The organism is Chitinilyticum piscinae (assembly GCF_015223195.1).
GTDB classification, from domain to species: domain Bacteria; phylum Pseudomonadota; class Gammaproteobacteria; order Burkholderiales; family Chitinibacteraceae; genus Chitinilyticum; species Chitinilyticum piscinae.
The window spans coordinates 67,532-91,079 of record NZ_JADFUA010000007.1; the positions used below are offsets into that span (position 1 = coordinate 67,532).

Consider the following 23,548-nt stretch of genomic DNA (forward strand, 5'->3'; position numbering starts at 1 on the left):
CAAACTTGCCAGAAGGCAACCCATACGTCTGAATGCCATACCTATCAAGGCTTAGGCACACATACCCTCAAGTCCGCTGCTCTAACCAAGCATGAGCTAGAGGCCCTTTCAGTTTCCGCCAATTGGCTGTTACACCCTCAACAGAAGGATGCCGATTGTAGTTGAAATGACTGGATGCGCCAAGCCATGTCGACTGGCTTCTTGTCAGTCTGTACATAGCCAAGCGCGAGCGGTTTACTTAGAATGTCGCTTTTGCCGCACAGCACAGAATCCACCCCCATGGTCATCGCCGATAATCGCAAGGCATTTCACGAGTATTTCATCGAAGAGCGCTTCGAGGCTGGCTTGGTGCTTGAGGGCTGGGAGGTCAAGGCCATTCGCGCCGGCCGTATCCAGCTCAAGGAATCCTACGTCATCTACAAGAATGGCGAATTCTGGCTCTTCGGCGCCCACATTTCTGCATTACCGACCGCATCGACTCACGTCAAGCCGGACCCGACCCGAACACGCAAATTGCTGCTCAAGCAACGAGAAATCGAGCGCCTCGGCGGCAAGGTCGATCGCTCCGGTTACACCGTGGCAGCGCTCAATCTGCACTACACCCGCGGCTACATCAAACTGGAAATCGGCCTGGCCAAGGGCAAGAAACAGCACGACAAGCGCGAAAGTGAAAAAGAACGCGAATGGCAACGCGAAAAAGCCAGGCTCGTGCGGAACGAAGTCAAGCGCGGTTAAGCGTCCACGACTGTTACATATCCCCCACACTAACTAGTCACGCCAGCCAATTGGCGAGACCTGTCACATCTCTTTAACGTTACGATCAGACAATACACCCGTTTCCAAGGCATCGCTGCGGACAGGGGCTACCGAACCACTGCGTTCAACAAGCCGCAATAACAATCAAATCGGAGAGTTTCATGCAAAAGATCATCGCAGCCGCCGTTGCTGCAGCCTTCCTCGCGCCGGCCGCCATGGCGGAAGTTACCGTTAGCGGCTCCATCCGCACGGCCATCGACTATGTTGACGTAGACCACGAATCGGAAAAAGACCCTGCCGGAAAAATCCGTATTGCAGATCAAAGTTCCCGTATCCGCTTTGCAGGCAAGGACAAATTCGACGATCTGGGCGGCAGCCTGATCTGGCAAGTGGAAAGCGGCGTCAATGTTGGCTATGGCGGCAGTGCTGGTGTCTTCGGTACCCGCAATACATTTATCGGTTATCAGTTCGCTGACATGGGTACCCTGCGCTTCGGCAAGTACGACAACGCATACAAGAACTGGTCAGGCGATGCAATCCAGGCACTCGACGGCTACTTCAACGATGACTCTGGCTACTTTGGCGGCAGCCGTATCCATCGCCGGATGGGTGATCGGATGGATCAGATTGTTTCTTACGAAAGCCCGAAGTGGGCTGGCTTCAATGTTCGTGCCGACATTGATTTCGATCAGAACAAAACCGACATCACAAACCAGATGAGCTATACCATTGCTGGTGCATACAAGCATGAATACTTTGCTCTCGGCGCTGCCTACGCACGTGCTGACGACCGCGAAATCAAGCCGGGATCCGTTAGCTTGAAGAAGGAAAAGGCGGTTGAGGGCACAAGCATTGATGGCTTCATGATCGGCGGATCCGTATTCATTGACGCCTTCACTCTCAGCGCGCTTTACGAACGCATCAACTGGGATGATGGCAAAACTGATTACGATCAAGATTCCTACAGCCTTGGCCTGATGTACAAGTGGAACAAACTGACTTTTCAAGGCGCATACGCTGTAGCTGATGATGTCTCCGGCAAGGATGATTCTGGTGCCAAGCAGTTCACTATTGGCGCCCGCTATGCGCTAAGCAAGCAAACCAGCATCAACCTGACCTATGCAAACCTGAACAACGACAAGAATGCGAAGTTCAAGACCGAAGCCTATTACGAGAAGGGCACCCCTAGCGACCCGCTCAATGGCTCCGACCAACAACTGATCACCCTGGGCGTTCGCACAGACTTCTAAACCTGGGGACCCCCTATGAAAAACCAGCCTTAAGGCTGGTTTTTCATTTGATCGGATAAGCCCATTCCAAGAAAAACCAAGCCACTCGCACTACGCAATCCAATGGTCAGTTCAGGTTGGCACTGCAAAACAACAACTAAACAGTGCAGCTGATTTCGCCTGAATGCATGAACTAGCATGCCCTCCCCCTGTCTGGCTGAGGGAAACTGCAGCTGACTCTCTCCGCCAACCTTGTGGTTTTCTACAGCCATGATGACATCACCAGCTGCCAATCCTGCCCGCTCGGCCGCAGAACCGCTGGGCACCTGCACTACTTTCAGCCCCTCGGGTACTGCCTCGACCTTAATACCCAGCCCGGCGCGCGGCTCTGGAAGGCGCTCCAGCCAGCCTCCCTTATCAGCCTGATTCAGCGCCTGCCGCTGCTGCCATTCGATCCCCTGCTCGGCCAGCAACTCCCGCAGCGGCAACTCGTGCGAAGAGCGCAATGCCAGCTCAAAAAATGCCGACAAGTCTTCGCCAGCCTGTTGAGTCGCCAATTGTTCGAAAGCCCCCGGTGGGACGCCCAGCCCGGTCTGCCCGTAATGCAGCCACAACGCACGCATCACATCGTCCAGTGAACGGGTTCCGCCGCTGTGCTTGCGGATCAGCAGATCGGTGCACAAAGCCACCAGTGCGCCCTTGGTGTAATAGCTCACCAGTGAATTCGGGCTATTCTCATCCTGCCGGTAGTACTTGATCCAGGCATCCAGACTGGCTTCCTCCAGCGTCTGCACGGCCGAGCCGGGATTGCGCCAAACGGCAGTAATGGTTTGCGAGAGCGTCTCGAGATACTCATCCGCAGTAATCAAGCCACTACGCAGCAACAGCAGATCATCGTAGTAAGAGGTTACCCCTTCGAAGAGCCACAGCTGCCTTGTGTAGTTCTCCTGCGCAAGATCGTAGGGCACAAACTCCATGGGCTTGATGCGCTTGACCAGCCAGGTATGGAAATACTCATGACTGATTAGACCGAGCAGCTGACGGTAGGATTGCTTGCGCGCCGTTTCATGGGGCTGCGGCAGATCCTGCCGGCTGCACAGCAAGGCGGTGGAATTACGGTGCTCCAGTCCGCCATAGCCGTCGGCGGTCACCATGGTCAGAAAATGGTAGGAGGAAAAAGGCGCAGGCGCCCCCCAGAAGCGGATCTGGTATTCGCAGATGGCCTTCACGTCAGCCACCAGGCGCTCGGCATCCTCGCATACCGCGCCAGACAAAATAAACTCGTGCGGAACATCGCAGGCCTTAAACGACAGGCGCTGGAATTGAGCGATCTCGACCGGACAGTCAATCAGCTCATCATAATCGTACGCCTCATAGCCCCCCGCAGCGAGCGGGCGGAGCCCCGTAGCAATCTGCCAGTGCGCGCATTGCACTGGCAGACGGATATCGACACGGCAAGACTCCTGCTCACGCCCGAGCACGGCCAGAAACACGCTGGTGCCATTGAAAAACGCCCGGAACTGATCCAGATATGCGCCACGCACCGACAAATCATAGGCATAGACCTGATAGCGGATCCGTACGCTGCCAGCGTCGGCCTCGGGCATCAGTTGCCAGCGATGCTTGTCGACTTTGCGCACCGGCAAGGCTGAGCCGCCCTGCTCGGCCTCCAGCCGGACAATGTGACGGGCAAACTCGCGCACCAGATAACTGCCAGGAATCCACACCGGCAAGGAGAGCATCACCCCTGCCGGATCGGGGTCGCCCAATTCGAGTTCGACATGGAATAGATGGGTATGGGGCTCGGGAAATGACAGCGTGTACTGCAACATGAATGATCAAAATTCCGGAAAATCAACTTGCCATGCCGACCTGATTACGGCCAGCGCGTTTTGCCTGATACAGGGCCATATCGGCCGCTTCGACCAGCTGTGCGGCCGACATGTTATTGCCCAGCACCGCGACACCGGCACTGAACGTCGCCTGCAGCGCCCCGCCGCCATCCAGATGCTTCAGCGCGGCAAAGGCTGCGCGCATCTCATCGACACGCTGGGCGGCCCGGATCTGCGAGAGCCCGGGGAAAATCACGGCAAACTCTTCCCCGCCATAGCGACCGATCAGATCCGCCGAGGGGGCCATCTGGCGCAACAGCCGCGCCAGACTCTTGATCACCCGGTCTCCGACCGCGTGACCATGCTGATCGTTAACCTGCTTGAAATGATCAATATCGATCATTGCATAGCTCAAGGGCACGCTCTGCGTCGCCGTCGCGGAAATCTGCATTTCCAGTTGCTGGATCAGATGGGTGTGATCAAGTAGTCCGGTCAACCCATCACGCGTCATCCAGTGCCGCAGGCGCCGGTAACGTTCGACGGTAATCACCACCGAGGCCAGCAACTCCTCGCTTTCCTGGTTCTTGATCAGGAAATCATCGCCCCCCATGCTGCGTGCGAGCCATTGCCGTCCGCGGCTGGTTTCGGTCGAGAGAAAAACGATGGGTACGCTGTCGAACTGGGGGTGCTGACGGATCAGCCGTGCCATTTCATCACCGCCGCACTCGGGCATATACACATCCATCAGGATGATTTCCGGGCGGAAACGCTCCAGTGCGATAAAGATGTCCAGCGGATTATGCAGGCTGCGCACCTGCATGCCGGCCTGCTGCAAGATCTGGCTTACCCAGCGGGTAACCGTCTCAGAGTCATCGACAATCAGTACTCGGTACGGATTATGCCGTCCCGCTTCTTCCAGTTGCTCGAGCCGGTCGATCAGCACCTGGACATCCACCGGCCAGCTCATGAATCCGGTAACCCCCAGACGCATCAGCGCAATCTGGCGGCTGACTGTCAGCTCAGTACCGGCGCAGAGCACCGGCCCCTGGAAAAGACGTCGCAGCAGCGGGAGCACATCTTCGGTCGCGCCATCCTCCAGGCCATCGGCATCCAGCAGTACTGCAGCAGCCGTCTGCGCATGCAGGGCCGCAAGCAGGGCACTTTTGCGGCCGAAAACCTGTACCGGAAAGCCGTAGCTGCTTAGCTGAGCCTGCAGCAGCTCAATCGATTCGCGGCGGCTGGTGCCGATCAGGAGCGGGGAGGAAGTAGCGGGAGCATTCATGGAAGGATCTGCGTATCAGCATACACGCACAGCATAGCAGCAAGCCGCCTAGCTGCCCGAATTGAATCGATCGAGCTGGCGACGGTGTTTCTTCGTTGGTCTCCCGCGGATCTGCGCGTGATCCAGCTGCGGGGCCAGACTACGCTCGAATGCCAGCTGCTCGCGGCGCAGCCGGCTGTCCTCGCTTTCCGTGTAGAGTGTGCGGGCAAACTCGGCCGGGCCTCGCCGCTCGGCGAGCGCCAGCACGGTCAGCGTGAATTCGCCATGCTCGACCTGTACACGTACGAGATCCCCCGCCTTCACACTGCGCGCCGGTTTGACCCGTTCGCCGTTCAGATGGACCCGCCCCCCCTCCACGGCATCCGTCGCCAGTGAACGGGTCTTGAAGAAGCGCGCCGCCCACAGCCATTTATCAATCCGTACCTTATCTACCAAATCCACGATACCCACCCATCTATTTAGCAGAACCCCTCGAAATACAAGGATTAATCAGCCATACCCGCCTCAGGCAAAGCAATAGTGCTTGCGCAGCGGCTCATGAATCTGCCACTCGCAGGACAATCCCGCAGCAAACGTCACCAGATTACCGGCAACCAACTCGACGGGCTCCCCATGATCCGGATACACCGTCACCCGACCGCTAAGCAGATAGCAGGTTTCGCTCACGTCATAGTGCCAGGGAAAACGACTCGGCTCCTTTTCCCATACGGGCCAGTTGCGCACCCCCAGCTGTTGCAGCCTCACTTCATCCAGGCCCCGTTCAACCCGCACTGCATCCTCCATCACCCGACTCCTTTCATGTCACCGTCACGTCATGTAACAGCAATCGCCATTACACATAAACCATCTACCGTATCACCATCAAAACCAGCCATGGAGCTAACTAATGGGCAATACCCTGCTTATTCTGCAAATCATGACCATCCTGGCGTGGCTGCTTTTTATCAGCTGTGCCGCACTCCTCGCGCGCCAGTGAGGCGGCGTAAGGCTTACATCTGCAACACCACCTTGCCGAGATTCTGATTGGCGGCGATATAGCGATGCGCTTCTGCCACCTCGGTCAGTGCAAAAATCTTATCCAGCGTCAGGCGATAACGTCCCTGCTCCAATCCGGGCAACAAATCCGCATACAGGTCGGCACTCAGGCGAGCTTTCTGCTCCAGTGGCAGACTGCGCAAGGTCGAGCCTTGCAGGCGCTGCCGTTTCACCAGCATCAGCCCCAGATTCAGCTCGGCCAGCGTACCCCGCAACAGGCCGATCAAAATCAGTTGCCCATCCGGATTCAAACAGCGCTGGTTTGCCACCAGATAATCGCCACCCACACCATCCAAGATCAGGTCCGCCCCCCCTGCTGCACGGATTTCGGCTGCAAAATCATCACGGGCGTAATCAAGCGCCAGATCTGCACCAAGCCCCCGACACCAATCCAGCTTGCCGGCACTGGCCGTGGTCGCCACCCACGCGCCACGCGCCTTGGCCAGCTGGATTGCCGCGGCGCCGACCCCACTGGCCCCGGCATGAATCAGCGCCCGCATTCCAGGCTGAATCCGCCCGATTTCGATCAGATTCAGCCAGGCAGTCAGCCAGGCTTCCGGCAGGCTGGCGGCAGCAGCCCAGTCAAGCCACTCGGGCAGAGGCCGGGCCAGTGCGGCATCCAGAAGACAGCATTCGGCATAGCCTCCCCCCGCCACCAGCCCGAAGACCCGTGCTCCGGGAGCAAAGCCCTTTACCTCCGGTCCGATCGCGATGACCTCACCGGCGATCTCCAGCCCCAGAATCGCCGACTCGCCCGCCGGAGGCGGATACTTGCCGGCGGCCTGCGCCAGATCGGCGCGATTGATGCCTGCCGCCCGTACGCGGACCAGTAATTGCCCGGCTGCCGGCATGGGCACTGGCTGCGCAGAAAGCTGCAGATCTGGGTAGCTAGCGGGATCGACGGCGAGCATCCGCTCAGGCACCCCGGATACATTGCAATGTATAGAGCCCAATGCCATTACATTCTTAACCCTGCAAACAATACCCCTTGACTACCCATCAAGCCCTGCCAACTGGCTACTCCCTTGCTCATGCGGCAGCGCCAGATACTCATGGGATTGCATTTCGGTCAGGCGGCTGGCCGTACGGAAAAACTCGCCAGCCTGCGGCCCCTCACGATAGAGCTCATCAACCGGCACATCAGCCGAAATGATCAGCTTGACACGATGGTCGTAGAACACATCCACCAGCCAGGTAAAGCGCCGTGCCTGATTGGCTTGCGCGACTCCGAGCTTCGGGATATTGGAGAGGATCACCGTGTGATAGAGCTGCGCCAGCTCCAGATAGTCGGCCTGACCGCGACCGTCACCGCAGAGCACGGCAAAATCGAACCACAGCACCCCGGGCGCCTGCCGGTGCACCTTGAGGCGGCGACCGGCCAGCATCAGCGTTGCCCCCCCATCTGTCGCCGTAGCAATACTGCTGAACAATCGGTCGAGCTCGACCTCGGTGTCCGGCCCGATCGGTGAGATATAGGTGCGGGCTGCACTGAGCGTGCGCATCCGGTAATCCGTCCCGCCATCAACATTGAGCACATCCAGCTGCCGCTTGAGCAACTCAATCGTCGGCAGAAAATTCTGCCGCTGCAGCCCATTCGGATACAGGCCATCCGGCGGGTAATTGCTGGTTGCCACCAGCACCACTCCGCGCGCGAACAATTGCTCCATCAGCCGGCCAAGGATCATCGCATCGGCGATATCCGAAACATGGAATTCGTCGAAACACAGCACCCGAACCGATCTGGCCCATTTTTCGGCGACCGCGAGCAAAGGATCAGCCGCCCCCTGTTGCGCACGCAATTCGGCATGGACTTCCTGCATGAAACGGTGAAAATGCAGACGCTTCTTGCGCCGATAAGGCAGGCTGGCAAAAAAGGCATCCATCAGGAAGCTCTTGCCGCGCCCTACCCCTCCCCAGAAATACAGCCCGCGCGGCAGGGACGGCTGCGGCAGCAAGGGCTTGCCGAAAAGCTCGGTCTTGCGAAACGGCCGGCTGCGCACTTGCTTGAATTCGACCAGTTGCTGCCAGAGGGTGTCCAGACGGGCAATGGCATCATGCTGGGCCGGATCGGACTGGAATGCGGGATTACCGGCCAGACTCTGATACCAGGCCAGCGGGCTGATGCCCTCGACAGGAGGAGGAAGCTGATGCTGCGACATGAAATGGCCATGTTCGTGAGAATACCGCGATTATACGGATGCCGCGGTCAGGGACGAAGCAGGCATACCGCTTAAGCGCGACAACTCCGCACAGCAATACAAAAGGGCGCCATCGGCGCCCTTTTTTAGTCACTGAATCAGGAAACCCGATTACAGTTCTTTGGCATTGTTGGCCAGATAGTCAGCCACACCATCAGCGGACGGCTTCATGCCCTTTTTGCCCTTGTTCCAGCCGGCCGGGCAGACTTCGCCATGCTCTTCAACAAATTGTAGTGCATCGATCACACGCAGCAATTCGTCGATATCGCGACCCAGCGGCAGGTTGTTCACCACTTGGTGCTGAACAACGCCATTCTTGTCGATCAGGAAGGTACCGCGCAGAGCCACGCCGGCCGCTTCCAGTTCAACATCGTAGGCCTTGCAGATTTCGTGCTTGACGTCGGCAACGAGGGTATAGCCAACCTGGCCGATACCGCCCTTTTCCACCGGGGTGTTGCGCCAAGCGCTGTGGGTAAACTGGCTGTCGATGGACACGCCGATAACTTCGACGTTGCGCTTCTTGAATTCTTCCAGACGGTGATCGAAGGCGATCAGTTCGGACGGGCAGACAAAGGTGAAGTCCAGCGGGTAGAAGAATACGGCGGTGTATTTGCCGGCAGTAGCCTGCTTCAGGTTGTAGCTGTCGACGATCTGGCCATTGCCCAGAACGGCGGCTGCAGTGAAGTCGGGGGCTTGTTTGCCTACGAGTACGGCCATGCTGAATCTCCTGATGGGTTGAAAAAACGCTTAAGGCTAAGATGTGGTTGCGGCAGCGTCAATTCAAGAGTTTTCATTCTACTGATAGATGGAAGCTATACACCCTCAGTGCGCCGCTCCCGAGTTGCCAGTTATGCACACAGCAGTCATGATGTAAGCACCGCACTGAACAAGCATGGAGGAGTGCCATGACCCTCAGCCGTAGAAACCTGCTGGCCATGCTGCTGCTTGCAGCACTGAGCCCGTTCGCCAGCGCCGAAGACAATACCATCACCATCCTGACCCAACAGGATGTGCTCAGTGACTACCAGAAATTCCTGAAGGGCCGCGATCCACTCGGCATCACCCAGTTCGGCGGCGAACACTCCCGCCGGGACGTGGTCGAACTGGTGCTGGTGCAGCAGGCGCTGAAAGCCGGCGGCAATACCCGACCGCTGCGTCTGGTAACCGTCAACAACACCAGTGATTCCTACAACCGCTATCTGAAGGAAGTCTCAAGCGGAAATGCGTCACTGGGTGGCAACTCGGTCTGGCTGATCGACCTCAAACCGCTGGCAGACAAGGTTTACATCAGTGAGCCCAGCATCCGGCAAGGCGAATTCACTGCGGGCCTTTACACCACGCCGGGCAACAAAGCCGCACTCGCAGCACAGGACAAGGCCGCGGTACAAAAATTAACCGCCGTGGTCGCAGACAGCTGGAAACCGGATATCGCAACGCTGGAGAGCATCCCCATTCCGAATGTTCTAAAAACCCAGAGCTGGGAATCGATGGTGGGCATGGTCAGCAAGCAACGCGCCGATGTGATTCTGGCCCCCTTTCAGCCAACGCCAGACCTCTCCTTCGAGGCGGCCGGGCAGAAATTTGTGCCCATTCCCAACATTCGGGTTGGCCTGCAAGGCAGCCGGCATTTCTTTGTCAGCCGCAGTTTCCCCAATAGTGCGCAGATAGCCAAGGCACTCAATACCGGGCTGGATCAATTGCGGGCCAACGGCACAATCGAGAAGGCCTATCGCGAATCCGGCTTTTTCAATGAGGCGACCGCGAAGTGGAGCAAGATCAACTGATCGCCCCTGGTTTGATGCGTGTAAAAACGCCGGCGCATGCCGGCGTTTTTGCTTTGTTCATCCATCCCATCTCAGAGCAGCGGCTCGGGTTTGCCGATGTGATAGCCCTGCGCAAAGTCGACACCAATCGCCGCCAGGTGGCTGCGGATGTCTTCATTTTCGACAAATTCCGCAATCGTGCGCATCCCTAGACTATGCCCGATGTCATTCACCGCGATCACCATCTGTCGGCTCACCCGGTCATTGGCAATATCCCGGACCAGGCTGCCATCAATTTTCAGGTAATCGACGGCCAGGTTTTTCAGATAATTGAATGAAGAAAAGCCGCTGCCGAAATCATCCAGCGCAAAGCGGCATCCCCGCTCGCGCAACGTTTCGATAAACAGCGAGGATTCTTTCATGTTCGAAATGGCACTGGTCTCGGTAATCTCGAAACAGAGCAGTGAGGCCGGAATCCGTGCAGTGTCGAGCTGCTGCAAAATGAACGAGAGCGTCTGCCGGTTCAGTGATTTGCCGGAAAGATTGATAGCGAGATGCGGCAGGTGCTTGCCATTTGCCTGCTGGCTGGCCAGATAGGCAATGCTGTTGGCCACCACCCAGCTATCGACCTGCGACATCATGTCATAGCGCTCAGCCGCAGGAATAAAGGCGCCAGGAGCAATGATCCGCCCTTGCGCGTCGCTCATGCGCAGGAGGATCTCCAGATGCGTTCCGCCACTGGCAGAGGGGCGCAGCGGTTCGATTTTCTGGAAATACAGCCGGAAGCGGTTTTGCTCGATGGCCTCGCGCAAAGTCGCCAGCAGCTGCAACTCGTTGTGCCGCTCCTGCAAATCATCCTCGCCTCCGGCATACCAGCTCAGACGGTTGCGGCCCGCATCCTTGGCGGCAAAACAGGCGACATCGGCCTGACTCATGGCCTCTTGCGGGCTGATGGTGGTGGCATCGATCAGAACCAGACCAATACTGACCGTAACCCCGAACGGCCGCCCCTCCCAGACAAAGCGGTATTGTTGCAAGGCATGCAGAATACTCTGAGCGAGCTGGCGCGCATGATCACGATTGCCATCGGCCAGCAAAATCCCGAACTCATCACCACCTAGACGCCCTAGCAGGCCAAAACTGGGCGCGACCAGCACCTGTAACTGCTCGGTAACCTGGCGCAACAGCTCATCGCCGGCTTGATGGCCGCAGGTGTCATTCACCAGCTTGAACTGGTCCAGATCAAGCAGCATCAGCACATAAGAACGCGCCCCCGAAGATGCCCGGCGACATGCATCGTTGAGCTGAGCATCAAAGCCGCGGCGGTTGATCAGCCCGGTCAGATCATCATGATTGGCCTGATACGCGAGCTTTTCGGTCAAGGCCTCGGCAGCACTCACATCGTGCAGGATAAGCACCATGCCGACGACATCCCCATCCCAGTCACGAATCGGCGCAACCGCATACTCAACAGTCATGCGCAAGCCCTGCCGGTTGATGATCCGGGCCTTGTTCCCCCTCAGGGATTGACGCCCATCACGGGCTGCCAGCAAAGCCGTTTCCAGTACCTCCGCAGTCAGCTCGCTGCCGGGCGAACACAGTACTGCACTCACCGGCTGACCACGACTGTCGTTATGCGACTGGCCGATGAGTTTTTCAGCCGCCGGATTCAGCAGTTTGACCCGGAATTCCGGAGTGGTCGTGATGATGGCGTCGGTGATCGAAATCAGCGTTACTTCAGCCAGCTCTTTCTCCAGAAACAGCGCCCGCTCGGCATCATCCCGCTCCTGAACCCCCTGCAGCAGATTGCCACGCATGGTATTGAAGGCATTCACCAGCGTCTGCAATTCATCGCGCTTGCCGGAGGTTTGACGGCTGAGCACCAGAGGGGCAGGCAAATTGCTGTAATCGAAGTTACGGGTGTAGGCCGTTATGTGCTTGAGGTGTCTGGCAATCAGGCGGTGATAAAGCCCCAGGAACAGCAATGCGGCAACAGACAGCCCGACCCCTTCGATCAACAGGATGGAACGGAACGTTTCACTGAGCCGGCTGCGCAATCCATCCAGACCCGCATACAGTTTCATCTCGCCGAGAATCACGGTGCGATTGGTCAGTGGATGCAGATAGGCAACCTGAAAGGTCTCGCTCAGGTACTGGGTATCGGGATCGAGCGTGCGGCCGGCACTGAAGTGAGCCCCTTCGCTTTCGGTTAGCTCGACTCGGTCTACCGCTCGTGTCTGCAGCATGGCGGTAAGCTGGGTCTGCACTGCATCGGTATTGACCAGCCAGAGGTTGGCAGCAAGTTGCGGTGTGGTGCTTTTGCCCAGGGCAACCAGATCAGCACGGATCTGATGCAGGCTGCGATCATACTCGCGCTTGAGCAGAAACAGCGTCAGCGACAGGCAGACAGCCAGCCCGGCGAGCACGGTAGCAAGTACCAGCCGTGCAGCAAGGCGGTTTTCCTGATAAGCGCTTTGCGCGCGTTGGAGAAATGGAATCTGCACGGCAACTCGGAACGTCATTCGTCCGTTCAGGATAAACGGCGTCCGCGAAGCTGACAACCCGAACCGTGCAGGATTGCTCAGGAAACAAACGCCCCTTCAGTTGCTGACGCATCAGGGGCCGGGCATCAGTCCTGTTCGGCCTCGGCAGCCACTGCCAGGGCAATGCTTGCGGCGTACGCCTCAGCCTGAGCTGCATCGAGATGCTCGACCATCACCCGAACCACCGGTTCGGTTCCGGAGGGGCGCAGCAGCACGCGCCCATCCTGACCCATCGCGGCTTCGGCGGCAGCAACAGCGTCACGGATTGCCTGGGAACCATGACAGTCGAAGCCCTTGCGAATGCGCACGTTCTTCAGGACTTGGGCATAGAGCTTCAGCCCGGAACAGAAGTCTCCCAGCGAAAGCCCTGAATCCTTGAGTGCTTCAAGCACCTGCAAAGCCGAAACAATACCGTCCCCAGTCGTGTGGCGATCCAGACACAGCAAGTGGCCAGATCCCTCACCGCCAACCACCCAGTTGTTTGCCAGCAGCTTTTCCAGCACATAGCGGTCGCCGACCTTGGCGCGCTCAAATCCGATGCCGCGCTGCTTCAGCGCGGTTTCAACCCCCAGATTGGTCATCAGCGTGCCGACTACTCCTGCGCCCAGCGTGCCCTTTTTCTGCCGGTGCAACGCCAGAACATAGAGCAACTGGTCTCCATCGACGATGGTGCCATCACGATCGACCATGATCAGGCGGTCACCATCACCATCCAGTGCGATCCCCAGATCCGCCCCCTCGGCCAGCACACGACGACGCAGCGTTTCCGGATGCGTCGCGCCGACATCCTCGTTGATATTGAAGCCATCCGGCGTGACGCCGATGCTGATCACTTCAGCCCCCAGCTCGTGGAAGACGTGTGGCGCAACCTGATACGTTGCACCGTGGGCGCAATCGACAACCAGCTTCAAACCACGCAGATCCAGCTCGTTCGGGAAAGTGGACTTGCAGAACTCGATATACCGTCCTGCAGCATCGTTCACCCGCCAGGATTTGCCGATTTTTCTCGGGCCCACACAGGGCTGGGTGTCATCGATGGCCGCTTCGATCGCCAGCTCGACGGCATCATCCAGCTTCTTGCCACCAGCCCCGAAAAACTTGATGCCATTGTCATGATAGGGATTGTGCGAGGCAGAAATCACCACGCCTGCCGAGAGACGCAACGCGCGGGTCAGATACGCCACACCCGGGGTCGGAAGCGGGCCGGTAAGGTAGACGTCGACACCGGCAGCGTTAAATCCTGCCTGCAGCGCAGCTTCGAGCATGTAGCCAGAAACCCGGGTGTCCTTGCCAATCAGGACGGCAGCATGCTCCTGATTGGGGCGCTTGGCCTCCGCAGCCAGAATACGGCCAGCGGCATACCCCAGCTTCATCGCAAAATCCGGAGTAATCGGATACTCACCGACCAGACCACGCACCCCGTCAGTACCGAAATATTTGCGCGCCATACCCATCACCCTGTCAGCAGATTTAAGAAAATCAGGATTGTAATGCGGCCAGTACCCGCAATGCATCCACTGTTTCACTGACGTCATGCACGCGGATCACTGCGGCACCGGCTTGAGCCGCAAGTAGTGCCGCAGCAATACTCGCCGGCATGCGCTCGCCCGTATCACGACCGGTGATCTCTCCAAGCATGCGCTTGCGCGACACCCCGATCAACAACGGCGCCGGCAAGTCGTGCACCAGCTGTGGCAATGCACGAAAGAGTGCCCGATTATGCGCAAAGGTTTTGCCGAATCCGAAGCCCGGATCAAGCAATATACGCTCATGGGTAATTCCAGCTTGAAGGCAGGATGCATAGCGCCCAGAAAGATACCCACAAACCTCAGCAACAACATCGTCATAAACCGGCGCCTGCTGCATCGTCTGGGGCTCGCCTTGCTTGTGCATCAGGCAGACGGCGGCATCACTTTGCGCCAGCAGCGCCAGCGCGCCCTCCCCTTCGAGAGCAGCAATGTCATTCACCAGATCGATCCCCAGAGCCAATGCAGCACGCATCACTGCCGGCTTGCGGGTATCGATGGACAGGGGCACGCCCGCCGACTGCAACCCCTCCAGAACCGGCAATACCCGCTCGAGCTCAAGCTCGACGGGCACATGTGCCGCGCCAGGACGCGTCGATTCACCCCCGATATCCAGCAGATCGGCACCAGCAGCGAGCAACTGCTCGGCATGCGCAAGCGCGGCATCACGGGCCACATAGCGGCCGCCATCCGAGAACGAATCCGGGGTCACATTTACAATCCCCATCACCAGCGGGCGATCAAGGGACAAACGAAAACGACCACAATGCAACTGGGACATCCGCAGCAACCTCAGCAAGACATGCGGCCAAGATGCCGCAAAGAAAAAGGCGGCCTGACGGCCGCCCTTGCATTACAAATTCCGATCAGGCCTCGGGAGCGGCCGGAGCAGCCGGAGCAGGAACATCGCCACTGGGCTTGTCATCCGAAGGCAGTGTCAGCTTGGGCGCTGGCGGGTTTTTCGGCGGGCGCGGATCGCGGCCTTCCATGATGTCGCGAATCTGTTCGCGATCGATGGTTTCCCATTCCATCAGCGCGGTGGTCATTGCCTCCACCTTGTCGCGATTCTCGTCCAGCAGCTTCACGGCCAGCGCGTACTGCTCGTCGAGAATACGGCGGATTTCCGCATCGACCTGCTGCATGGTTGCTTCCGACAGATTCTTGTGCGTGGTAACCGATCTGCCGAGGAACACCTCACCATCATTTTCGCCGTACACCATCGGCCCCAGCTTTTCGCTCATGCCGTAGCGGGTCACCATGTCACGGGCCAGTTGCGTGGCACGCTCGAAATCGTTCGAGGCACCGGTCGAAATCTGTCCAGTGAACAGGTCTTCCGCCACGCGACCACCAAACAGCATGGTGATCTGCGCCTGCATCTGATTCTTGTACAGACTGAAACGATCCTGCTCGGGCAGCGACCACGTCACCCCAAGCGCGCGGCCACGCGGAATGATGGTGACCTTGTGCACAGGATCGCAGCCCTCAAGCAGCTCACCGATGATGGCGTGACCAGATTCGTGATAGGCCGTCTTTTTCTTGTCGTCGGGCTGGATGATCATGGACTTGCGCTCGGCCCCCATGAAGATCTTATCCTTGGCATCCTCGAAGTCCTGCATGTCAACCAGTCGTTTGTTGCGACGGGCGGCAAACAGTGCAGCTTCATTGACCAGATTCGCCAGATCGGCACCGGACATGCCCGGCGTGCCACGTGCCAGAATGCTGGCATCGACATCGGCATGCACGGGGACCTTGCGCATGTGCACCCCAAGAATCTGCTCACGACCACGGATATCGGGCAGCGGCACGACCACCTGACGGTCGAAACGCCCCGGGCGCAACAGCGCCGGATCCAGGACGTCAGGACGGTTTGTTGCGGCAATCACGATGATCCCGGAGTTGCCTTCGAAACCATCCATCTCCACCAGCATCTGGTTAAGCGTCTGCTCACGCTCGTCATTGCCACCGCCGAGACCGGCGCCGCGCTGGCGGCCTACTGCATCAATTTCATCGATGAAAATGATGCAGGGTGCGTTTTTCTTGGCGTTTTCGAACATGTCGCGCACGCGGGCGGCACCGACACCGACAAACATTTCCACGAAATCCGAACCGGAGATCGAGAAGAACGGCACCTTGGCCTCGCCGGCAATTGCCTTGGCCAGCAAGGTCTTGCCGGTACCCGGCGAGCCGACCATCAGGATACCGCGCGGCATGCGGCCGCCCAGACTCTGGTATTTGCTCGGATCGCGCAGGTAATCGACGATTTCGGCAACATCCTGCTTGGCTTCGTCACACCCGGCCACGTCCGCGAAGGTCACGGCATTGGTATCCTGATCCAGCATGCGGGCACGGCTCTTGCCGAAGCTGAACGCCCCACCCTTGCCGCCACCCTGCATCTGACGCATGAAGAAGATCCACACGCCAATCAGCAGCAGCATCGGGAACCAGTTGATGAAGATGTTCATCAACAGCGACGGCTCTTCTTCCGGCTTGGCCTCGAATTTCACGTTGTGCTTGATCAGTGTGTCGACCAGACGGAAATCGAACGGCGCCAGGGTCGTGAAGACCTGACTATCATTCTTGCGGGTAAACTTGATCAGCTGCGGGCGCAGCGGACTGCCCTCGATCGAAACCTGGGCAATCTGCTCATTTTCGACTTCCTGCATAAACTGCGAGTAGGCCACCGAATTGGTCTGCGCCTGCCGCTTGGTCATCTGATTGAACACGGTCATCAGCACCAGACCGATAATCAGCCAGATGGCGATATTCTTGCCGAGATTGTTCACGGCCTTGCTCCTTCAATCCGGCCTGTGCCGGGATGATTCATTGTAACGGCCTGAGCCGTGCATTGCCCCGAAAAATTGCTATCGCCGCCATAGGCTGGCGACTCAAGCCTTCTTGCCCTTGCCCAGCAGATAAATTTCACTGCTGCGATCGCGTGAGGCCTTGGGCTTGCGCGTGACGACCGAGGCAAACTCCTCACGCATGGCATCCAGATATTCGGTGAAACCGCTGCCCTGAAATACCTTGACCAGAAAATGGCCGCCGGGTTTCAACTGCTCGCGACAAAAATCCAGTGCCAGCTCGCACAGATACATGCTGCGGGCCTGATCCGTCACGGCATTCCCACTGATATTGGGCGCCATGTCACAAATTGCAAGATCCACCTGGCGCCCACCCAGCAATTCCAGGTAACGGGCCAGCACATCCTCCTCGCGAAAATCGCCCTGCACGAATTCGACCCCGGGAATCGGGTCCATATCCAGGATATCCAGCGCAAACACCCGTCCGTTATCCCCCATCAATCGCCGGGCGACCTGACACCAGCTTCCCGGTGCGGCCCCTAGGTCGGCTACCCACATGCCAGGCTTGATCAGCTTGTCTTTTTCGTTGATTTCCAGCAACTTGTAGGCGGCGCGGGCGCGGTAGCCATCTTTCTGTGCCTGATGCACATAATGATCGTTCACATGTTCCTGCAACCAGGCGTTACTGGTTTTACTTCGAGCCATCGGGTAAACTTCCCTGTTTTTTCAAGGATTTCGAATTTATGGATATCACAGCAGATCAGCGTCGCTATCTGAAAAGTCTGGCTCACCACCTCAATCCGGTGGTCATGATCGGCAATAACGGCCTGACGGACGCCGTCCTGCGTGAAATCGCCGTCAACCTGGACGCCCACGAACTGATCAAGATCCGTGTTCTGGGCGACGACCGCGAACTGCGCGCCCAGTACATGCAGCAGATCTGTGATGATCTGCAGGCTGCGCCGGTTGGGCTGCTTGGCAAGCTGCTGATCATCTACCGCCCGACCGAAGAAGGCAAATCGCGCATCGTTCTGCCGAAGCCGAAAAAAGCCTGATCAGCACCAGCAACAGCACAAAGGCAGCGGAACCTCGCTGCCTTTTTTCTGGTCTGGCTAACGCCCGCCCTCGCCCCAGACATACAGCAGACCAAGCACGGCCTGCAGCAAGTAAATGAGGGTTGAGATGGCATGCCAGGTGGCAAATCCACCACCGAACAAGCCCTCGCTGGCATTGACCATCGCCGGCTTCAGGCCTGCGATGATCGGGAAAACGGCAAACTGGTTGACCAGGGTACAGGCCAGCATCACCAGCACCAGCCAGAATCGGCCATTGCGCAGTGCGCGCAGACCTTCCGCCCACAACCACCAGATGGTGAGGTAGCTGCCGGCCACAATGCCGACCCAGCCCATCAGATGCAGGATGCGCCCAGCCACCATGCCTGCCGTGGCACGCTCCAGCGAGTCGAACAGGGTTGGCGCGACCAGCACCCCCACCACCCACATGCCACCGATCCAGAAGGTGGTCATCAACTGGCGAAAGCCGTTACCCATCAGATACCCTCACAGCCATCCGTTCACAAGCCTTTAAACTAAAAGCCTGCGTAGACATACATCAGATATATTTCACATCAAGTACTTCGTACTCGCGCTCGCCACCCGGAGCCATCACCGTTGCGACATCGCCGGCATATTTGCCGATCAGGGCCCGGGCGATCGGGCTGGATACGGAAATCTTGTTGACCTTGATGTCGGCTTCGTCGTCGCCGACGATCTGATAGGTCACCCGTGCTTCGCTTTCCAGATCTTCCAGCTCCACTGTGGCACCAAACACCACGCGGCCATCCGCCGTGTCGGCCAGTGTTTTCGGGTCGATGATCTGGGCATTGGACAGCTTGCCTTCCAGATCGGCGATACGGCCTTCGACAAAGCCCTGCTTTTCCTTCGCCGCATCGTACTCGGCGTTTTCCGAGAGATCTCCCTGCGCACGTGCCTCGGCAATCGCCTGGATCACGGCCGGACGCTCGACACTCTTGAGGTGTTGCAGTTCCTGCTTCAGTTTCTCGGCACCAGCCACGGTCAGCGGGATAGTAACCATCGTCTTCGATTCTCCTGAACGGTGCTGCACCGGCAGCACCAAAAACAACAGCCGCCGTCACGAGGACGGCGGCTTTTCAATTAAGCAATACCTTATCAGCGATTCAGCGCGCGATGCAAGCCCTGTAGATCGTAGACCTTCATCTCGCCCAGTTCCTTGATGCCGATGCACGCAGCACGTGCGCCAGCAATCGTGGTGAACACCGGCAACTTGGCCTTCATCGCTTCGTGTCGGATCGAGTAGCTATCCTGGATGGCCTGGCGACGCTCTTCAACCGTATTGAAGATCATCTGGATTTCGCCATTCACAATCATGTCAACGATGTGCGGACGACCTTCGGTCACCTTGTTGACCGCAGTCACCGGCACACCGGCGGCATCGATGGTGGCGGCAGTGCCCTTGGTTGCCACAACCTTGAAGCCGATACCGGTCAGCACGCGAGCACACTCGACCGCAGCAGCCTTGTCGCCATCCTTGACCGAAATGAAGACATTGCCCTTGGTCGGCAGCACCAGGCCAGCCGCCAGCTGCGATTTGACGAAGGCTTCGGCGAAGGTGTCACCCACGCCCATGACTTCGCCGGTCGACTTCATTTCCGGCCCGAGGATCGTATCCACACCCGGGAACTTGTTGAAGGGGAAAACGGCTTCCTTCACCGAGTAGAACGGCGGAATCACTTCCTCGGTCACACCCTGATCAGCCAGCTTCTGGCCAAGCATGCAGCGCGCGGCCACTTTCGCCAGCGGCACGCTGGTTGCCTTGGAGACATACGGCACGGTACGCGAGGCACGCGGATTCACTTCCAGCACATACACCGTTTCACCCTGGATGGCGAACTGCACGTTCATCAGACCGATCACGTTCAGCGCACGGGCCATTTCGACGGTCTGGCGACGCAGTTCGTCCTGCAGTGCCTTGGAGAGCGAATATGGCGGCAGCGAGCATGCAGAGTCACCGGAATGCACGCCGGCCTGCTCGATGTGCTCCATGATGCCGCCGATAATCACCTGCTCGCCGTCGGAGAGCGCATCCACGTCCACCTCAATGGCATCGTTCAGGAAGCGGTCCAGCAGCACCGGCGAATCGTTTGATACCTTGACGGCTTCGCGCATGTAGCGCGCCAGATCGTCTTCGGAATGCACGATCTGCATGGCACGGCCACCCAGAACGTAGGACGGGCGCACCACCAGCGGATAACCCAGCTGTGCAGCCAGCGCCAGCGCGTCCTTTTCGGTGCGGGCAGTGGCATTGGGCGGCTGACGCAGCTGCAGATCCTGCAGCAGCTTCTGGAAGCGCTCACGATCCTCGGCAGCATCAATCATGTCCGGGCTGGTACCAACAATCGGCACACCGTTGGCTTCGAGCGCACGTGCCAGCTTCAGCGGCGTCTGACCACCGTACTGCACGATCACGCCAACCGGCTTCTCGACAGCCACGATTTCCAGCACGTCTTCCAGCGTCAGCGGTTCGAAATACAGGCGATCGGAGGTATCGTAGTCGGTCGACACGGTTTCCGGGTTGCAGTTGACCATGATGGTCTCGTAACCATCGTCGCGCAGCGCCAGTGCGGCGTGCACGCAGCAATAGTCGAATTCGATACCCTGACCGATGCGGTTCGGACCACCGCCCAGAATCATCACCTTCTTGCGGTCGGTCGGCTGCGCCTCGCATTCTTCCTCGTAGGTCGAATACATATAGGCTGTATTGCTGGCAAACTCGGCCGCGCAGGTATCAACGCGCTTGTACACCGGACGGATGCCGTGCGCGTGGCGCGCCTTGCGCACCGCATTCTGGTCGCAGCCCAGCAACGCGCCGAGACGGCGGTCGGAAAAGCCCTTGCGCTTTAGTGCGCGGAATTCAGCCGCTGTAATGCTATCCACCGCACGGCCGCGCAGCGTATTTTCGGTCTTGACGATGTCTTCGATCAGCACCAGGAACCACGGATCGATTTTGGACAGCGCATGTACTTCGTCGACATTCATGCCAACACGGAAGGCATCCGCCACGTACCACAGACGCTCGGGGCCCGGTGCCGCGATTTCGGATTCGATCAGCTGGCGGTCAGTGGTGATTTCGTCAAACCCCGACATGCCGGTTTCCAGACCGCGCAGGGCCTTTTGCAGCGATTCCTGCTGGGTGCGGCCCATGGCCATGACTTCGCCGACCGACTTCATCTGCGTGGTCAGGCGGTTGTTGGCCTGCGGGAATTTCTCGAAAGCAAAACGCGGGATCTTGGTGACCACGTAGTCGATCGACGGCTCGAACGACGCCGGGGTCTTGCCACCGGTGATGTCGTTTTTCAGCTCGTCCAGCGTGTAGCCGACAGCCAGCTTGGCGGCCACCTTGGCAATCGGGAAGCCGGTGGCCTTGGAGGCCAGCGCCGAGGAACGCGACACGCGCGGATTCATTTCGATGACGATCAGACGGCCATCCTTCGGATTGACCGAGAATTGCACGTTGGAGCCGCCGGTATCGACACCGATTTCGCGCAATACCGCGATCGATGCATTACGCATGATCTGGTATTCCTTGTCGGTCAGTGTTTGCGCCGGGGCCACGGTAATCGAGTCACCGGTATGCACGCCCATCGGATCCAGGTTTTCGATCGAGCACACGATGATGCAGTTGTCGTTGCGGTCACGCACGACTTCCATCTCGTACTCCTTCCAGCCCAGCAGCGATTCTTCGATCAGCAGCTCGTTGGTCGGCGAGAGGTCGAGACCACGGGTACAAATCTCGATGAATTCCTGGATGTTGTAGGCAATGCCGCCACCGGAACCGCCCATGGTAAATGACGGACGAATGATCGCCGGAAAGCCGACCTGCGCCTGGACGGCCAGTGCTTCTTCCAAGCTGTGGGCAATACCGGAACGCGCCGAACCCAGGCCGATCTTGTCCATCGCCACCTTGAACTTCTGGCGGTCTTCGGCCTTGTCGATGGCTTCCGGCGTGGCGCCGATCAGTTCGACCTTGTACTTGTCCAGTACGCCATGACGCCACAGGTCCAGCGCGCAGTTCAGCGCGGTCTGCCCCCCCATGGTCGGCAGGATCGCGTCGGGGCGCTCCTTGTCGATAATCTTTTCGACCATCTGCCAGGTAATCGGCTCGATATAGGTCACATCAGCCATGTTCGGGTCGGTCATGATGGTGGCAGGGTTGCTGTTCACCAGAATGACCTTGTACCCCTCTTCGCGCAGCGCCTTGCAGGCCTGGGCACCAGAGTAGTCGAATTCGCAGGCCTGGCCGATGATGATCGGGCCAGCGCCAATGATCAGGATGCTGTTGATGTCGGTACGCTTGGGCATGCTGATAACCTCTTACTTGCGCTCAGCCATGCTGGCGATGAATTTGTCGAACAGGTAGGCCACATCGTGCGGGCCCGGGCTCGCTTCCGGGTGCCCCTGGAAGGAGAAGGCCGGCTTGTCGGTCAGGGCGATACCCTGCACGGTGCCGTCAAACAGCGAACGGTGCGTCACGCGCACGTTGGCCGGCAGGCTGGTTTCGTCCACCTGGAAACCGTGGTTCTGGCTGGTGATCATTACATGCTTGCTGTCCAGATCCTGCACCGGATGGTTCGCGCCATGGTGGCCGAACTTCATCTTGCTGGTCTTGCCGCCGGCAGCAATACCAAGAATCTGATGCCCCAGACAGATGCCGAACAGCGGCAAGCCCTTGGCCAGGAATTCACGGGTGGCGTCGATGGCATAAGTACACGGCTCCGGATCACCGGGGCCGTTGGAGAGGAACACGCCATCCGGATTCAGCGCCAGCACCTCGGCAGCCGGGGTCTGCGCCGGAACGACGGTCAGCTTGCAGCCACGCTCGGCCAGCATGCGCAGGATGTTGTGCTTCACGCCGAAATCGTAGGCAACCACATGGTATTTCGGGTTGGACTGCACGGTGTAACCCACGCCCAGCTTCCACTCGGCGGTATGCCACTCGTACTTGTCGCTGGCGGTGACCACCTTGGCGAGATCCTGACCGGCCATCGAGCCGAAGGACTTGGCTTTCTCCACCGCCGCAGCGGCGTCGATGTTGTCACCGGTCACGATGCAGCCGGGCTGGGCGCCCTTTTCACGCAGAATGCGGGTCAGCTTGCGGGTATCGATATCCGCAATTGCCACGACATTGTTCTTCACCAGATACTCGCCCAGGCTCATGTCGGCCCGGAAGTTCGAGTGAATCAGCGGCAGATCGCGAATGATCAGGCCGGCGGCAAAAACAGCGCGCGATTCGGCGTCTTCGGCATTGACGCCGTAGTTGCCGATGTGCGGATAGGTCAGGGTCACCATCTGTTTGGTGTAGGACGGGTCGGTCAGGATTTCCTGATAACCGGTCAGCGAAGTATTGAAAACGACTTCGCCGATGGTTTCACCGTCAGCACCGATACTGGTGCCGTGAAACAGGGTGCCGTCAGCAAGCGCAAGAAGGGCGGGTGTGGACACGGGCGGCTCCTAATGGGGGGAATTCTGGGGGCGCTAGGTGCAAA

At 58.5% G+C, this 23,548-nt stretch carries 20 protein-coding genes; 4 read left to right on the forward strand and 16 right to left on the reverse strand.

The genetic code is table 11. From position 1 onward, the window contains the following. Positions 1 to 243 precede the first annotated feature (243 nt). Positions 244 to 735 (forward strand): SsrA-binding protein SmpB, encoded by a 492-nt coding sequence (gene smpB, locus INR99_RS12390; protein ID WP_265588341.1) that lies wholly within the window; start codon positions 244 to 246, stop codon positions 733 to 735. A 182-nt stretch (positions 736 to 917) separates the two neighbouring features. Next, positions 918 to 2,006: a porin gene (locus INR99_RS12395; protein WP_194116662.1), complete on the forward strand. Its 1,089-nt coding sequence runs from the start codon at positions 918 to 920 to the stop codon at positions 2,004 to 2,006. A gap of 29 nt (positions 2,007 to 2,035) precedes the next feature. Here the strand turns inward: INR99_RS12395 and INR99_RS12400 are convergent, their stop codons facing one another. From INR99_RS12400 to INR99_RS12430, 7 genes are all read right to left on the reverse strand, one after another. Beyond that, on the reverse strand, positions 2,036 to 3,817 hold the full coding sequence (locus INR99_RS12400; protein WP_194116663.1) for a M61 family metallopeptidase: 1,782 nt from the start codon (positions 3,815 to 3,817) through the stop codon (positions 2,036 to 2,038). Positions 3,818 to 3,839: 22 nt separating this feature from the next. Continuing rightward, positions 3,840 to 5,099 carry a GGDEF domain-containing protein gene (locus tag INR99_RS12405; RefSeq protein ID WP_194116664.1) on the reverse strand — a complete coding sequence of 420 codons (1,260 nt, stop codon included), beginning with the start codon at positions 5,097 to 5,099 and terminating at the stop codon, positions 3,840 to 3,842. Positions 5,100 to 5,147: 48 nt separating this feature from the next. After that, a complete protein-coding gene (locus INR99_RS12410; protein WP_308431489.1) occupies positions 5,148 to 5,540 on the reverse strand; it encodes an RNA-binding S4 domain-containing protein in 393 nt (130 codons plus the stop codon). Positions 5,541 to 5,603: 63 nt separating this feature from the next. Further along, positions 5,604 to 5,882: a cupin domain-containing protein gene (locus INR99_RS12415; protein WP_194116665.1), complete on the reverse strand. Its 279-nt coding sequence runs from the start codon at positions 5,880 to 5,882 to the stop codon at positions 5,604 to 5,606. Positions 5,883 to 6,088: 206 nt separating this feature from the next. Next, entirely contained in the window at positions 6,089 to 7,045 is a 957-nt protein-coding gene (locus INR99_RS12420) for an NAD(P)H-quinone oxidoreductase (protein WP_194116666.1), read from the reverse strand. 81 nt (positions 7,046 to 7,126) lie between these two features. Beyond that, positions 7,127 to 8,293 (reverse strand): cell division protein ZapE, encoded by a 1,167-nt coding sequence (gene zapE / locus INR99_RS12425; RefSeq protein ID WP_194116667.1) that lies wholly within the window; start codon positions 8,291 to 8,293, stop codon positions 7,127 to 7,129. A gap of 150 nt (positions 8,294 to 8,443) precedes the next feature. Beyond that, positions 8,444 to 9,049, reverse strand: a complete 606-nt coding sequence (locus INR99_RS12430; protein WP_194116668.1) for a peroxiredoxin — start codon at positions 9,047 to 9,049, stop codon at positions 8,444 to 8,446. 188 nt (positions 9,050 to 9,237) lie between these two features. On the opposite strand from INR99_RS12430, the gene INR99_RS12435 reads away from it, so the two are divergent. Beyond that, positions 9,238 to 10,116 carry a transporter substrate-binding domain-containing protein gene (locus INR99_RS12435; protein WP_194116669.1) on the forward strand — a complete coding sequence of 293 codons (879 nt, stop codon included), beginning with the start codon at positions 9,238 to 9,240 and terminating at the stop codon, positions 10,114 to 10,116. A gap of 71 nt (positions 10,117 to 10,187) precedes the next feature. Here INR99_RS12435 and INR99_RS12440 read toward each other — a convergent pair whose 3' ends face one another. From INR99_RS12440 to rlmE, 5 genes are all read right to left on the reverse strand, one after another. Next, positions 10,188 to 12,617 (reverse strand): EAL domain-containing protein, encoded by a 2,430-nt coding sequence (locus tag INR99_RS12440; protein WP_228098284.1) that lies wholly within the window; start codon positions 12,615 to 12,617, stop codon positions 10,188 to 10,190. Positions 12,618 to 12,724: 107 nt separating this feature from the next. Continuing rightward, positions 12,725 to 14,086 carry a phosphoglucosamine mutase gene (glmM, locus tag INR99_RS12445; protein WP_194116671.1) on the reverse strand — a complete coding sequence of 454 codons (1,362 nt, stop codon included), beginning with the start codon at positions 14,084 to 14,086 and terminating at the stop codon, positions 12,725 to 12,727. A gap of 31 nt (positions 14,087 to 14,117) precedes the next feature. Continuing rightward, positions 14,118 to 14,945: a dihydropteroate synthase gene (gene folP / locus INR99_RS12450; RefSeq protein WP_194116672.1), complete on the reverse strand. Its 828-nt coding sequence runs from the start codon at positions 14,943 to 14,945 to the stop codon at positions 14,118 to 14,120. A gap of 85 nt (positions 14,946 to 15,030) precedes the next feature. Continuing rightward, positions 15,031 to 16,947, reverse strand: coding sequence for an ATP-dependent zinc metalloprotease FtsH (ftsH, locus tag INR99_RS12455; RefSeq protein WP_194116673.1), 1,917 nt, complete (start codon positions 16,945 to 16,947; stop codon positions 15,031 to 15,033). Between the two features lie 102 nt (positions 16,948 to 17,049). Next, positions 17,050 to 17,670, reverse strand: a complete 621-nt coding sequence (rlmE, locus tag INR99_RS12460; protein ID WP_194116674.1) for a 23S rRNA (uridine(2552)-2'-O)-methyltransferase RlmE — start codon at positions 17,668 to 17,670, stop codon at positions 17,050 to 17,052. A gap of 38 nt (positions 17,671 to 17,708) precedes the next feature. On the opposite strand from rlmE, the gene yhbY reads away from it, so the two are divergent. Continuing rightward, a complete protein-coding gene (yhbY, locus tag INR99_RS12465) occupies positions 17,709 to 18,020 on the forward strand; it encodes a ribosome assembly RNA-binding protein YhbY (protein WP_194116675.1) in 312 nt (103 codons plus the stop codon). Positions 18,021 to 18,077: 57 nt separating this feature from the next. Here yhbY and INR99_RS12470 read toward each other — a convergent pair whose 3' ends face one another. The 4 genes from INR99_RS12470 to carA all read right to left on the reverse strand — a co-directional run bounded on the left by INR99_RS12470 (position 18,078) and on the right by carA (position 23,504). Then, positions 18,078 to 18,515 (reverse strand): DUF4149 domain-containing protein, encoded by a 438-nt coding sequence (locus INR99_RS12470; RefSeq protein ID WP_194116676.1) that lies wholly within the window; start codon positions 18,513 to 18,515, stop codon positions 18,078 to 18,080. 61 nt (positions 18,516 to 18,576) lie between these two features. Beyond that, complete coding sequence (greA, locus tag INR99_RS12475) at positions 18,577 to 19,059, reverse strand: transcription elongation factor GreA (RefSeq protein ID WP_194116677.1); 483 nt, start codon at positions 19,057 to 19,059, stop codon at positions 18,577 to 18,579. A 95-nt stretch (positions 19,060 to 19,154) separates the two neighbouring features. Beyond that, positions 19,155 to 22,364, reverse strand: coding sequence for a carbamoyl-phosphate synthase large subunit (gene carB / locus INR99_RS12480; RefSeq protein ID WP_194116678.1), 3,210 nt, complete (start codon positions 22,362 to 22,364; stop codon positions 19,155 to 19,157). 12 nt (positions 22,365 to 22,376) lie between these two features. Beyond that, positions 22,377 to 23,504 carry a glutamine-hydrolyzing carbamoyl-phosphate synthase small subunit gene (gene carA, locus INR99_RS12485; protein WP_028453131.1) on the reverse strand — a complete coding sequence of 376 codons (1,128 nt, stop codon included), beginning with the start codon at positions 23,502 to 23,504 and terminating at the stop codon, positions 22,377 to 22,379. Between the last annotated feature and the right edge of the window lie 44 nt (positions 23,505 to 23,548).